This is a genomic window from Variovorax sp. GW822-FHT04A09, assembly GCF_058801005.1.
The window spans coordinates 378,844-391,663 of record NZ_JBXAMV010000005.1; the positions used below are offsets into that span (position 1 = coordinate 378,844).

The 12,820-nt window shown below is 69.0% G+C and carries 14 protein-coding genes; 13 read left to right on the forward strand and 1 reads right to left on the reverse strand.

Annotation, left to right across the window (positions count from 1 at the left end; all coding sequences use genetic code 11):
• Window positions 1-26: 26 nt before the first annotated feature.
• Genes AC1RLW_RS25120 through AC1RLW_RS25180 form a run of 13 tightly spaced genes read left to right on the forward strand, consistent with a single transcriptional unit; the run spans window position 27 to window position 11,829 of the window.
• Window positions 27-1,028 carry a Bug family tripartite tricarboxylate transporter substrate binding protein gene (locus AC1RLW_RS25120; protein WP_493195533.1) on the forward strand — a complete coding sequence of 334 codons (1,002 nt, stop codon included), beginning with the start codon at window positions 27-29 and terminating at the stop codon, window positions 1,026-1,028.
• Window positions 1,029-1,065: 37 nt separating this feature from the next.
• On the forward strand, window positions 1,066-2,532 hold the full coding sequence (gene hpaE / locus AC1RLW_RS25125) for a 5-carboxymethyl-2-hydroxymuconate semialdehyde dehydrogenase (RefSeq protein ID WP_307696506.1): 1,467 nt from the start codon (window positions 1,066-1,068) through the stop codon (window positions 2,530-2,532).
• The gene (locus AC1RLW_RS25130; protein ID WP_493195534.1) at window positions 2,529-3,503 is read left to right on the forward strand and encodes a tripartite tricarboxylate transporter substrate binding protein; all 975 of its coding nucleotides are present in this window, start codon (window positions 2,529-2,531) and stop codon (window positions 3,501-3,503) included. Before hpaE ends, AC1RLW_RS25130 begins: the two co-directional genes overlap by 4 nt.
• Before the next feature lie 3 nt (window positions 3,504-3,506).
• Window positions 3,507-3,842, forward strand: coding sequence for an aromatic ring-opening dioxygenase subunit LigA (locus AC1RLW_RS25135; RefSeq protein WP_354345262.1), 336 nt, complete (start codon window positions 3,507-3,509; stop codon window positions 3,840-3,842).
• Window positions 3,839-4,666: a DODA-type extradiol aromatic ring-opening family dioxygenase gene (locus tag AC1RLW_RS25140; RefSeq protein WP_062476853.1), complete on the forward strand. Its 828-nt coding sequence runs from the start codon at window positions 3,839-3,841 to the stop codon at window positions 4,664-4,666. Before AC1RLW_RS25135 ends, AC1RLW_RS25140 begins: the two co-directional genes overlap by 4 nt.
• A 13-nt stretch (window positions 4,667-4,679) precedes the next feature.
• Window positions 4,680-5,087 carry a 5-carboxymethyl-2-hydroxymuconate Delta-isomerase gene (locus AC1RLW_RS25145; RefSeq protein WP_493195535.1) on the forward strand — a complete coding sequence of 136 codons (408 nt, stop codon included), beginning with the start codon at window positions 4,680-4,682 and terminating at the stop codon, window positions 5,085-5,087.
• 17 nt (window positions 5,088-5,104) lie between these two features.
• Complete coding sequence (gene hpaH / locus AC1RLW_RS25150) at window positions 5,105-5,908, forward strand: 2-oxo-hept-4-ene-1,7-dioate hydratase (protein ID WP_062476860.1); 804 nt, start codon at window positions 5,105-5,107, stop codon at window positions 5,906-5,908.
• Between the two features lie 11 nt (window positions 5,909-5,919).
• Complete coding sequence (gene hpaI, locus AC1RLW_RS25155) at window positions 5,920-6,741, forward strand: 4-hydroxy-2-oxoheptanedioate aldolase (RefSeq protein WP_062476863.1); 822 nt, start codon at window positions 5,920-5,922, stop codon at window positions 6,739-6,741.
• A gap of 21 nt (window positions 6,742-6,762) precedes the next feature.
• Window positions 6,763-7,230, forward strand: coding sequence for a nuclear transport factor 2 family protein (locus AC1RLW_RS25160; RefSeq protein WP_493195536.1), 468 nt, complete (start codon window positions 6,763-6,765; stop codon window positions 7,228-7,230).
• 37 nt (window positions 7,231-7,267) lie between these two features.
• Window positions 7,268-9,001, forward strand: coding sequence for a dihydroxy-acid dehydratase (ilvD, locus tag AC1RLW_RS25165; RefSeq protein WP_493195537.1), 1,734 nt, complete (start codon window positions 7,268-7,270; stop codon window positions 8,999-9,001).
• Between the two features lie 37 nt (window positions 9,002-9,038).
• Window positions 9,039-10,031 carry a Bug family tripartite tricarboxylate transporter substrate binding protein gene (locus AC1RLW_RS25170; protein ID WP_493195538.1) on the forward strand — a complete coding sequence of 331 codons (993 nt, stop codon included), beginning with the start codon at window positions 9,039-9,041 and terminating at the stop codon, window positions 10,029-10,031.
• An 18-nt stretch (window positions 10,032-10,049) separates the two neighbouring features.
• Window positions 10,050-10,838, forward strand: coding sequence for a class II aldolase/adducin family protein (locus AC1RLW_RS25175; protein ID WP_070063516.1), 789 nt, complete (start codon window positions 10,050-10,052; stop codon window positions 10,836-10,838).
• 13 nt (window positions 10,839-10,851) lie between these two features.
• Complete coding sequence (locus tag AC1RLW_RS25180) at window positions 10,852-11,829, forward strand: 2-dehydropantoate 2-reductase (RefSeq protein WP_493195539.1); 978 nt, start codon at window positions 10,852-10,854, stop codon at window positions 11,827-11,829.
• A gap of 15 nt (window positions 11,830-11,844) precedes the next feature.
• Here the strand turns inward: AC1RLW_RS25180 and AC1RLW_RS25185 are convergent, their stop codons facing one another.
• Window positions 11,845-12,639 carry a hypothetical protein gene (locus tag AC1RLW_RS25185; protein ID WP_493195540.1) on the reverse strand — a complete coding sequence of 265 codons (795 nt, stop codon included), beginning with the start codon at window positions 12,637-12,639 and terminating at the stop codon, window positions 11,845-11,847.
• Window positions 12,640-12,820 lie beyond the last annotated feature (181 nt).

Below are 12,820 nucleotides of genomic sequence, written 5' to 3' on the forward strand. Positions count from 1 at the left end.
TTTCAAAAAAACGGAGACACACCGCCATGACGACCGCCAGAACCCGGACCTTCCGCCTTGCTGCCGCCTTCGTGGCGGCCAGCGCCGCCACGCTGCTGCTCGCACCCGCCGCGACCGCACAGACCGCCTCGGCCTACCCGACCAAGCCCGTGCGCTGGGTCGTGGGCTACCCGGCCGGCGGCGGCACCGACTACCTCGCGCGCACGGCCGGCGCGCAGCTCTCTCAGCAGCTCGCGCAGCCCGTCACGGTGGACAACCGTCCCGGCGCGGGCGCGATCATCGCGTCGGAAAACGTGGCGCGTTCGCCGGGCGACGGCTACACCGTGTTCTCGGCCGACAACGGCGTGCTGGTCTACAACCCCGCGCTCTACAAGAAGCTGCCCTACGACGCCGAGAAAGACTTCGCGCTGCTCGGCATGATGGGCCGCTCGCCGCTCATCATCACGGCCGCGCCGGGCGCGGGCTTCAGCGACGCCAAGGCGCTCATCGCGGCGCTCAAGGCCTCGCCGGGCAAGTACAGCATCGCCACGCCGGGCACCGGCAGCCCGCACCACCTGGCCTACGAGCTGTTCCAGCGCGAGGCCGGCGTGTCGCTGCTGCACATTCCCTACAAGGGCGGCGCGCCCGCGCTGCAGGACCTCATGGGCAACCAGGTGCCGCTGATGATGCTCGACCTGCCCAGCGGCATCAGCGCCGTGAAGGCCGGCAAGGTGATCCCGCTGCTGGCCATGTCGACCGAGCGCGTGCCGCAGCTGCCCCAGCTGCCGACGGCCAAGGAGCTCGGTTACGCCGTCGAGGCCTACACCTGGCAAGGGCTGGTGGCACCGGCCGCCACGCCCAAGGACATCCAGGCGCGCCTGGGCGCCGACCTGCTGAAAAGCATGAACGACACCGGCGTGAAGCAGAAGCTCTACGACGCCGGCTGGGAAGCCCGCCCCACGGACGCCGCCGAGATGGCCCGCTTCGTGGACACCGAACGCAAGAAGTGGCACGCGCTGATCAAGGCGCGCGACATCAAGCTCGACTGACGACACACCGCCGCAAGGCCGCAACACCTTCACGCCCATGCAACAGATCCATCACCTCATCGACGGCAAGCCAGTCCAAGGCGCCGACTACTTCGAAACCGTCAACCCCGCCACACAGGAAGTGCTGGCCGAAGTCGCCTCGGGCGGCGAGGCCGAAGTGAACGCCGCCGTGGCCGCCGCCAAGGCCGCCTTCCCCAAGTGGGCCGGCCTGCCCGCGCCCGAGCGCGCCAAGCTCATCCGCAAGCTCGGCGACCTGATCGCCAAGCACGTGCCCGAGATCGCGCAGACCGAAACCAACGACTGCGGCCAGGTGATCGCGCAGACCGGCAAGCAGCTCATTCCGCGCGCGGCCGACAACTTCTACTACTTCGCCGAGATGTGCACGCGCGTCGACGGCCACACCTACCCCACGCCCACGCACCTGAACTACACGCTGTTCCACCCGGTGGGCGTGTGCGCGCTCATCAGCCCTTGGAACGTGCCCTTCATGACGGCCACCTGGAAGGTCGCGCCCTGCCTGGCCTTCGGCAACACGGCCGTGCTGAAGATGAGCGAGCTGTCGCCGCTCACGGCCGCGCGCCTGGGCGAGCTGGCGCTCGAAGCGGGCATTCCCGCCGGCGTGCTGAACCTGGTGCACGGCTACGGCAAGGAAGCCGGCGAGCCGCTGGTGGCGCACCCCGACGTGCGCGCGATTTCGTTCACCGGCTCCACTGCCACCGGCAACCGCATCGTGAAGAGCGCGGGCCTGAAGAAGTTCAGCATGGAGCTGGGCGGCAAGAGCCCCTTCGTGATCTTCGAAGATGCCGACCTCGACCGCGCGCTCGACGCGGCCGTGTTCATGATCTTCAGCAACAACGGCGAGCGCTGCACGGCCGGCTCGCGCATCCTGGTGCAGCAGTCGATCTACGCCGACTTCGCCGCCAAGTTCGCCGAGCGCGCCAAGCGCATCACCGTGGGCGACCCGCTCGACGAGAAGACCATCGTCGGCCCGATGATTTCGCAGGCCCACCTGGCCAAGGTGCGCAGCTACATCGAACTGGGCCCGAAGGAAGGCGCGACGCTGCTGTGCGGCGGCCTCGAGGCGCCAAGCAACCTGCCCGACCGCGTGAAGAAGGGCAACTACGTGATGCCCACCGTGTTCGCCGACGTCGACAACCGCATGAAGATCGCGCAGGACGAGATCTTCGGCCCGGTCGCCTGCCTGATCCCGTTCAAGGACGAGGCGCACGCCATCGAGCTGGCCAACGACATCGCCTACGGCCTGAGCAGCTACGTGTGGACCGAGAACATCGGCAAGGCGCACCGCGTGGCCGCCGCAGTCGAGGCCGGCATGTGCTTCGTCAACAGCCAGAACGTGCGTGACCTGCGCCAGCCCTTCGGCGGCACCAAGGCCTCGGGCACGGGCCGCGAAGGCGGCACCTGGAGCTACGAAGTGTTCTGCGAGCCGAAGAACATCGCGGTGTCGATGGGCTCGCACCACATTCCGCACTGGGGCGTGGCGTGAGCGTTCAACGCCGCCTGCTGCTGCAGGGCGCGGCCGCACTCGCGGCCCTGCCGGCACTGGCACGCGCGCAGACGGCATGGCCCGCCAAGCCGGTGCGCATCGTCGTGCCCTTCACGCCCGGCGGCACCACCGACTTCGTCGCGCGCCTCGTCGGCCTCGAACTCGGCAAGGCGCTGGGCCAGCCGGTGATCGTCGAGAACAAGCCCGGCGCCGGCACGGTGATCGGCGTCGACGCGGTCGCCAAGTCGGCGCCCGACGGCTACAGCTTCGTGTGCGTGGCCAACAGCTTCACGGCCAACCAGACGCTCGTGCGCAAGCTGCCCTACGACACGCTCAAAGACCTGCGCCCCGTGGCGCTCATGGGCATGTCGGAGCACGTACTCGCCACGCACCCGGGCAGCGGCCTGAAGACGCTGGCCGACCTGCGCAACCAGGCCAAGGCGAAGCCCGGCACACTGAGCTTCGCCTCCTTCGGCAACGGCACCTCGGCGCATCTGTCGGGCGAGATGCTCAAGCTGCAGATGGGCCTGGACATCGTGCACGTGCCCTACAAGGGCCAGGGCCCGGCGCTGGCCGACCTGCTCGGCGGCCAGGTGACCGTCATGTTCGGCAACTGGCCCGAGTTCCGCGGCCATGTGCAGGCCGGCAAGCTGGTGGCGCTGGGCATGGCGACCGCGCAGCGCTCGCAGTACGCGCCCGCGATACCCACACTGGCCGAACAGGGCGTGGCCATCGAGTCCAATTCGTGGAACGGCCTGCTGGCCCCGGCCGGCACGCCCGACGCCATCGTGCAACGCGTGAACGCCGAAGTGAACCGCGCGCTCGCCTCTCCGGCGGTGACCGAGGCCTTCCACAAGGGCGGCATCGCATCGCTGTCGGGCACGCCCGAGCGCTTTGCCGAGTTCATCCGCAGCGAGATCGCGAAGTACGGCGACGTGATCCGCAAGGCCAACATCCAGATCGAGGGCTGACCCATGAGCCTCTATGCGATGCAGAAATTCTTGTTCGCGCTGAACCGCGACGCCGAGGTGCAGCGCCGCTTCGGCGAAGGCGGCGACACGCGCGCCACGCTGCTGGCCGGCTACGACCTGAACGACGAAGAGCGCGAAGCGATCGGCACCGGCGACATCGGCAAGCTCTACGTGCTCGGGTGCAACGGCCAGCTGCTGATGCACTTCGCGCCGCTGCTCGGCGTGGCATGGGCCGACTACCTCGAAGCCATGCGCGAGGGCGTGCGCAAGTACGGGCCCGTGCGCGCCGGCATCTACGCAATGACAACAGGCACCGACGAGAAAGTGGCAGGCGTATGAGTCTCGTATTCGCAGGCGTGTGCAGCCACGCCCCCGGCATCACCGGCCGCGCGCATCTCGCCGACCCGGCGGTGAAGGACGAGTTCCACGCGCAGTTCCATCGCTTCGGCGAGGCGATGCGCGCCACGAAGCCCGACGCGGTGATCGTCATCGCGGCCGAGCACTTCGCGAACTTCTTCATGAACAACATGCCGGCCTATGCGATCGGCATGGCCGACAGCTACGAGGGCCCGATCGAAGACCCGAAGTGGCTGGGCATCGAGAAGCACACCATCCCCGGCGACGCCGCGCTGTCGCAGCGCCTGATCCGCGAGGTGATGCAGACGGTGGACGTGGCCTACGCGGAAGAATGGAAGTTCGACCACGGCATCATGGTGCCGCTGAACTTCCTCACGCCGAACTTCGACACCAAGGTCATTCCCGTGAACATCAACTGCCAGGGCCCGCCGCTCACGCCGCTGCACCGCGCGTGGGCCTTCGGCGAAGCCTTGCGCCGCGCCTGCGACAAGGTGCCCGAGCGCATCGCGCTGGTGGGCACGGGCGGCATCTCGCACTGGCCCGCCACGCCCGACTCGGGTAAGGTGAATGCCGAGTGGGACGCCGAGTTCATGCGCCGCTGGTGCGCCAACGACCGCGAGGCGCTGCTGTCGCAGGCCGACTACGGCGACGAGGCCACCTACCGCGAAGCGGGCCAGGGCGGCTTCGAGATCCGCACCTTCCTGAGCGTGGCCGCGGCCGCACGCGGCAAGGGCGAGATCTTCCACATGAAAGCCATCCCGATCTTCGCGGTGACCTGCACGGCCGCGACGATGTCGGTGGTTTGAACGGAGCACGACCATGCCGCACTTGGTGATCCTGTACACGCCCAACATCGAGGCCGAGACCGACGTGTCGGCGCTGTGCCGCACGCTGGCCGACACCATGCTCGAACAGCGCGACGAGGCCGGCAAGCCGGTGTTCCCCACCGGCGGCACGCGCGTGCTGGCCTACCCCGCCGCGCACTACGCGGTGGCCGACGGCCAGGCCGACTACGCCTTCGTGTACCTGAACCTGCGCATGGCCTCGGGCCGCTCCGAAGCGGTGAAGAAGAAAGCCGGCGACGCCCTGCTGGCCGCCGTGCGCGCGCATTTCGAACCCGTCTTCACGCAGCGCCACATCGGCATCACGCTGCAGATCGACGAAGCGCCGGGGCAGGTGTACGACGGCAAGCACAGCAACCTGCATCCCCTGTTCAACAAATCATAAAAAAGAAGCGAGCCCCCATGCTCTCCACCGCCACCATCGCCCAACTGGCCGCCGAACTGCACGAGAGCGAGAAGTCGCGCGTGCAGGTCGAGCATTTCTCCAAGCGCTTTCCCGAGATGACCATCGAGGACGGCTACGCCATCTCGCGCGAATGGGTGAAGCACAAGATCGCCGAAGGCCGCATCGTGAAGGGCCACAAGATCGGCCTCACCTCGCGCGCCATGCAGCAGGCCAGCCAGATCACCGAGCCCGACTACGGCACGCTGCTGGACGACATGTTCTTCGAGCAGGGCGGCGACATCCCGTTCACGCGCTTCATCGCACCGCGCATCGAGGTCGAGCTGGCCTTCGTACTCGGCAAGAAGCTGCAGGGCCCGAACGTGACCATCTTCGACGTGCTGGCCGCCACCGACTACGTGGTGCCCGCCATCGAGATCATCGACGCGCGCATCGAGCAGTTCGACCGCCACACCAAGGCCATGCGCAAGGTGTTCGACACCATCGCCGACAACGCGGCCAATGCGGGCATCGTGCTCGGCGGCCGGCCGGTGAAGCCCGACGCGGTCGACCTGCGCTGGGTGAGCGCGCTGCTCTACAAGAACGGCGTGATCGAGGAGTCGGGCGTGGCCGCGGCCGTGCTCAACCACCCGGCCACCGGCGTGGCCTGGCTCGCGAACAAGCTCGCGCCGTGGGACGAATGCCTCGAAGCCGGCGAGATCGTGCTGGGCGGCTCGTTCACGCGCCCGACCAACGCCGTGCCGGGCGACACCTTCCACGCGGACTACGGGCCGCTCGGCTCCATCGCCTTCCGTTTCGTCTGACGAGTTTTTTCATGCACACCCCACTCAACACCTTCAAGCAGGCCCTGCAAGCCGGCCAACCCCAGATCGGCCTGTGGGTCGGCCTGGGCGACGGCTACGTGGCCGAGCTGCTGGCCGGCACCGGCTACGACTGGCTGCTGGTCGACGGCGAGCACGCGCCCAACGACGTGCGCTCGGTGCTCGCGCAGCTGCAGGGCATCTCCAGTGCATGGTCGGCGCAGCCCGACGCGCAGCGCTCGCATCCCGTCGTGCGCATTCCGGTCGGCGACACCACGCTGATCAAGCAGTACCTGGACATCGGCGCGCAGACGCTGCTGGTGCCGATGGTCGATACCGCCGAGCAGGCCGCCCAGCTCGTGCAGGGCATGCGCTACCCGCCCGAAGGCATCCGCGGCATGGGCAGTGCGCTGGCGCGCGCCTCGCGCTGGCAGGCGTACCCCAACTACCTGCACGAAGCCAACGCGCAGACCTGCCTGCTGGTGCAGGCCGAGACGGTCGAGGCGATGAAGAACATCGACGCCATCGCGGCCACGCCGGGCGTGGACGGCGTGTTCATCGGCCCGGCCGACCTGTCGGCCTCGATGGGCTTCGTGGGCCAGCCCAACCACCCCGAGGTGCAGGCCGCGATCGCCGACGCCATCGCGCGCATCCGCAAGGCCGGCAAGGCGGCCGGCATCCTGTCGACCACCGAGGAGCAGGCGCGCAAGTGGCTCGCTGCCGGCGCGCTGTTCGTGGCCGTGGGTGTCGACACGATCCTGCTCGCGGCCGCCGCCAAGCAGCTGCTCGCGAAGTACAAGGCCGCGCCGGGCGCCACCGCGCCCAACGGCTACTGATCCACCGTCAAGGAAATTTCGATGCAACGCACCACCCTCGCGGCTTTCGCCGCTGCCGCCGCCCTGTTCCTCGGCGCCTGCGCCCAGACGGGCCCGGCCTCGACCGCGCAGGCGCGGCAGGAAGCCAACCGCCAGACCGTGCTCGCCTTCTACGAGAAAGGCCTGAACCAGAAGGACGCCGACGCGGCGCTGCAGTACGTGGGCAACCGCTACGTGCAGCACAACCCGACGGCGGCCGACGGGCCCGAGGGCTTTCGCAAGTTCATCGCCTTCCTGCGCGAGAAGTTTCCGAACTCGAAGAGCGAGATCAAGCGCAGCTTCGTCGACGGCGACTACGTGATCCTGCATGTGAACGCGGTGCGCGAACCCGGCACGCGCGGCAGCGCCATCGTCGACATCTTCAAGCTCGAGAACGGCAAGATCGTCGAGCACTGGGACGTGGTGCAACCCGTGCCCGAAACCGCCGCGAACACGAACGGCATGTTCTGACGCCCCGCCCTTCCACGAGCCAGCCTTCGCCAGCCGCATGACCACGCCCACCGACCCCACGAAACGCTTCCGCTCCGCGACCATCCGCGAGGGCACGATCCGCGCGACCACGCGCAGCTTCCTGCACGCGCTGGGCCAGGACGACGAGGACATCGCGCGCCCGCACGTCGGCGTGTTTCACACGGGCGGCGAGATGAGCCCGTGCAACCTCAACCTGCGCGAGCAGGCACAGCACGCCAAGACCGGCATCTACGCGGGCGGCGGCACGCCGCACGAATGCCCGGTGGTGTCGGTGAGCGACGGCCTGACGATGGCGCATTCGGGCATGCGCTTCTCGCTGATCTCGCGCGAGCTCATTGCCGACAGCGTGGAAGCGTCCACGCGCGGCCACCAGTGGGACGGCATCTTCGCCATCGGTGCCTGCGACAAGAACCTGCCGGGGCTGATGATGGGCATGGTCCGCTGCAACGTGCCCAGCGTGTTCGTGCATGGCGGCTCTGCCCTGCCGGGGCAGATGCCCGGGCCCGACGGGCGCGACCTGAACGTGGTCGACACCTACGAGACCATCGGCAAGGTGCTGGCCGGCACCGCCACGCACGGCGAGCTCGACGCCATGAGCCGCGCCTGCCTGCCCACGGCCGGCGCCTGCGCGGGGCAGTTCACGGCCAACACCATGGGCATGGTGTCGGAGGCGCTGGGCCTGGCGCCCATCGGCTCGAGCATGGTGCCCGCGGTGTTCAGCGAACGCGCGCCGCTGATGCGCCGCGCCGCGAAACAGCTCATGAAGGCGGTGATGGGCGACGGCCCGCTGCCGCGCGACATCGTGACGCGCAAGGCACTCGAAAACGCCTGCGCCGTGGTCTCGGCCACGGGCGGTTCGACCAACGCCGCGCTGCACCTGCCGGCGATCGCGCACGAGGCGGGCATCAAGTTCCACCTGGACGACGTGGCCGAGATCTTCGCGCGCACGCCGCTCATTGCCGACCTGCGCCCCGGCGGCCAGTACCTGGCGCGCGACGTGTACTACATCGGCGGCGCGGGCGTGATCCTGCGCACGCTGCTGGAGCAGGGCTTCATGCACGGCGACGCCCTCACCTTCACCGGCCGCACGCTGGCCGAGGAAGTGGCCGACGCCGCCGCGCCCGACGGCCGCGTGGTGCGCGAAGCCGGCAACCCGATCACGCGCGACGGCGGGCTGGCGGTGCTCAAGGGCAACCTCTGCCCCGACGGCGCGCTGCTCAAGACGGCGGGCCTGAAGACACTGGTGCACCGCGGTCCGGCGCGCGTCTTCAATTCGGAAGAAGAAGCCCAGGCCGCCGTGCAGAACCGCCGCTACGAAGCGGGCGACGTGATCGTCATCCGCAACGAAGGCCCCAAGGGCAGCCCCGGCATGCGCGAGATGCTGGGCATCACCGCGCTGCTGTACGGCCAGGGCATGGGCGACAAGGTGGCGCTGCTCACCGACGGGCGTTTCTCGGGCGCCACGCGCGGCCTGTGCATCGGCTACGCGGGGCCCGAGGCGGCCGACGGCGGGCCGATCGCGGTGCTGCGCGACGGCGACATGGTGGCCATCGATGCACGCGCCGCGGCGCGCAGCATTTCGGTGGAACTGAGCGCCGAAGAAATCGCGTCGCGGCTGGCCGGACGTGAGGTAAACGCGGGGGCGGCGCACGGTGGTTTGTTGGAAAAATACGCGCTCACCGTGCGCCCTGCCCACCAGGGCGCCGTGACCCACTCGGGCGCGGTCACCTGGCTGCGCGACGAGTCGTGATCCTGTTCCCTCCTCACCCACCCGAAAAGAGACAGACATGACCTTCACCCGCCGCCACATGCTGCAGTCCACCGGCGCCTCGGCGCTGCTCGCCAGCCTCGGCCAGCAGGCCTTTGCGCAGGCTGCCGCGCTCGAGAACGCCACCATCGTCACCGGCTTCGCGGCCGGCGGCACCTCGGACACCACCTGCCGGCGCCTGGCGCTGAAGCTGAGCCCCGACTACGCCAAGACCGCCGTGGTCGAGAACCGCACCGGCGCGGGCGGCCAGATTGCCGTGAGCTACGTGAAGGGCCGTCCGGCCGACGGCACCACCATCCTGCAGACGCCCACGTCGATCCTCACGATCTACCCGCACATCTACAAGAAGCTGCCCTACGACCCGATGGTCGACCTCACGCCCGTGAGCCTGGCCTGCATCTTCGACTTCGGCTTCGCGGTCGGCCCGGCCGTGCCGGCCACCATCAAGACGGTGCCCGAGTTCCTCACCTGGGCCAAGGCCAACCCGGCCGGCGCCAACTACGGCTCGCCGGCCGCGGGCTCCACGCCGCACTTCATCGGCGCGCTGCTGGGCAAGCAGGCCGGCGTCGAGCTCAAGCACGCGGCCTACCGCGGCACGCAGCCGGCCATGCTCGACCTCTTGGGCGGCAACATCTCGGCGGTGTCGGGCCCCATCGGCGACATCACGCAGCACCTGCAGTCGGGCAAGGTGCGCATCCTGGGCGTGTCGGGTGCCAAGCGCAGCCGCTTCGCGCCCGATGTGCCGACCTTCGGCGAGCAGGGCATCAAGAACATGGCGCACAGCGAATGGTTCGCCTTCTTCCTGCCGGCCAAGGCCTCGCCCGATCTGGTGACGAAGCTCAACACGGCGATGAAGAACGCGCTCGCGCAAAAGGACGTGATCGACGGCCTCGGCACCTTCGGCCTGGAAGCCATGTCTTCCACGCCGGCCGAGCTGGCCGATCTGCTGAAGAAGGACACCGCCAAGTGGGCGCCGATCGTGAAAGAGGTCGGCTTCACGGCTGAAGGTTGATCACATGAAGGAACTGCCATGAACACACTCGCCACCGCGCCGTCGGCGCTGGTCCATCCCTCGATCCATCCCGACGAGCGCGCCGCGCGCGAGGAGCTCGCGGCCTGCTACCGCGTGTTCGCGATGCTGGGCTGGACCGAGATGATCTACAACCACATCACGGTGCGGCTGCCCGACAGCGTGACGGGTGGCGAGAAGCAGTTCCTCATCAACCCCTTCGGCCTGCACTACAGCGAGGTGACGGCCAGCAACCTGGTGAAGATCGACCTGCAGGGCAAGGTGCTCGACGGCTCGACCTACCCGGTGAACCCGGCCGGCTTCGTGGTGCACGCGGCCATCCACGACGGCCTGCCCGGCGCGCACTGCGTGATGCACACGCACACCACGGCCGGCGTGGCCGTGGCCTGCCTGCAGGGCGGCCTGCAGCAGACCAATTTCTATACCGCCCAGCTGCACGGCATGGTGGCGTACCACGACTTCGAGGGCATCACGATCCATGCCGACGAAGGCCCGCGCCTCTTGAAGAGCATCGGCGATCGCAACGCGGTGATCCTGCGCAACCACGGCCTGCTGGCCTGGGGCCAGACGCTGCCGCAGACCTTCGCGATCCTGTGGACGCTGCAACGCGCCTGCGAGATCCAGATGGCGACCTTCTCGATGGGTGCCGCGATTCCGGTGAGCGAAGAGATCGCGCAGCGCTGCACGCGCGACGCGCTGCAGTTCAGCCCCGCGCACGGCGCCGGGCAGGACGTGTTCAATGCATTGGTGCGGCAGGTGGACCGCATCGACCCGAGCTACCGCAACTGAGGCGCCTGTTCCCATGAAGATTTGCATCTACGGCGCCGGCGCGATCGGCGGATGGATCGGCGTCGGCCTCGCACAGGCAGGCCAGCGCCTGAACGTGGTGGCGCGCGGCGCCACGCTCGACGCGCTCCACAAAGACGGCCTCTCGCTGATGCGCGGCGACGTGCGCACGCGCGTGCCGGTGAACGCGGTGGCCGACCCCGAGGCACTGGGTGTTCAAGACCTGGTGGTGATCGCCGTAAAGGCGCCCGCGCTGGCCGGCGTGGCCGAGCGCATCGGGCCGCTGATCGGGCCCGACACGATCGTGCTGGTGGCCATGAACGGCGTGCCGTGGTGGTTCCTCGAAGGCGGCTTCGGCGGCGAGATCACGGGGCACCGCCTCGCGGCCGTCGACCCCGACGGCGCCATTGCGAAGGCCATTCCGTCGCGCAACGTGATCGGCTGCGTGGTGCACGCGAGCTGCTCGCTCGACGGGCCCGGCGTGGTGCGGCACCACTTCGGCAACGGCCTGATCGTGGGCGAGCCTTCGGGCCAGGCCACGCCGCGCGTGCAGAAGCTGGTCGAGCTTCTGAAAAGCACGGGCATCGACACCACGCTGTCGCCGCAGATCCAGAAGGACGTGTGGTTCAAGCTGTGGGGCAACATGACGGTGAACCCGATCAGCGCGCTCACCGGTGCCACCACCGACCTGATCATGGGCGACGACTATGTGCGCGGCTTCATCTCCGCGGTGATGCTCGAGGCCAAGGAGATCGGCCGGCGCATCGGCATCGAGATCACGCAGAGCCCCGAGGACCGGCATGCGGTGACGATGAAGCTCGGCGCGTTCAAGACCTCGATGCTGCAGGACGTGGAGGCGGGCCGTTCGGTCGAGCTCGACGCGCTCGTCACCGTGGTGCGCGAGCTGGGCGAGCTGACAGGCGTGGCCACGCCGTTCACCGATGCGCTGCTGGGGCTGGCGCGGCTGCGCACGCGGCAGCTCGGGTTGTACTGAGCGGCCTGCCGCTGGCTACCAGCGGTTTTCCGGCGCGGCGCCGATGGCCTCGATGCAACGGGCCACGATCTTCGCGCGTTCCTCGCGCAGCCGCTGCCAGCCGTCGGCCTGCCACTGGGTCCAGGCCAGCGGCTCCGATTCGTAGCTGCAGCCGATCGGCGGGCGCATGAAACCGGCGCGCCCCAGCGAGGCGCCGTACTTGAGCCGGAACAGTTCGTCCGAGCCCATCAGGTTTTCGTAGACGAGGTGCCACGACCCCGGGACCAGCGGCGAGTCGGCCTCCTTCTGCGTCTGGCGCGCGGCCTCGATCTCTTCAGGCGTCGAACCGTCGGTCAGCGCGGTGGCGAGCGCCGTCTCGGTGCGGCGGCGGTAGATGTCGGTGGCGATCTTGCTCAGGGCCTCCTGCAGGTCGCTCATCGCCGGGTTGACGCTCACCGGGTCGTCGCGCAACGCTTCGAGCGTGGTGCCGCCGAGGCCGTCCTTCGAGAAGCCCTGCACGGCCGCGCCGGTGCCGAGCACGGCGAACGCGACGTTCAACGCGACCTGGCCGGCCACGCGGCCCACCGTGTCTTCGCGGCGCACCACGCGCAGGTGGTCGGCACCGCTCTGCTGGGGCATGCGCAGGTAGCGCACGCGGGTTTGGGATGGGGTTGCGGCTGGGGTGGCTTCGGCGGGTGCCGAGGCTGCGGCCATGGGCGGTGCGGCCGCTTCGGTCTGGGCCTGCGCCGAGAAGCCGGCGATGGCCAGTGCCAGGCCGAGGGCCTGCCGTGTGGCACGCGACGGCGCTCGTTTCTTCGTCGAATGGGTCATTGAACTGTTTTCCTCCGGCGCGGATTGTCTCCGGCGGCGTGCTCAGTTCATGCGGGGAGGTTCAGGGCGTGTGCACAGGCCACCGGGTACTTCCCTCCGCGAATGTCCTCCGCCCTCCGGCCTCCTCCTTGATTTCGCTGCGGGAAGCACCCAGTGTCCTGCGCACGGGACGCGGCGGTGG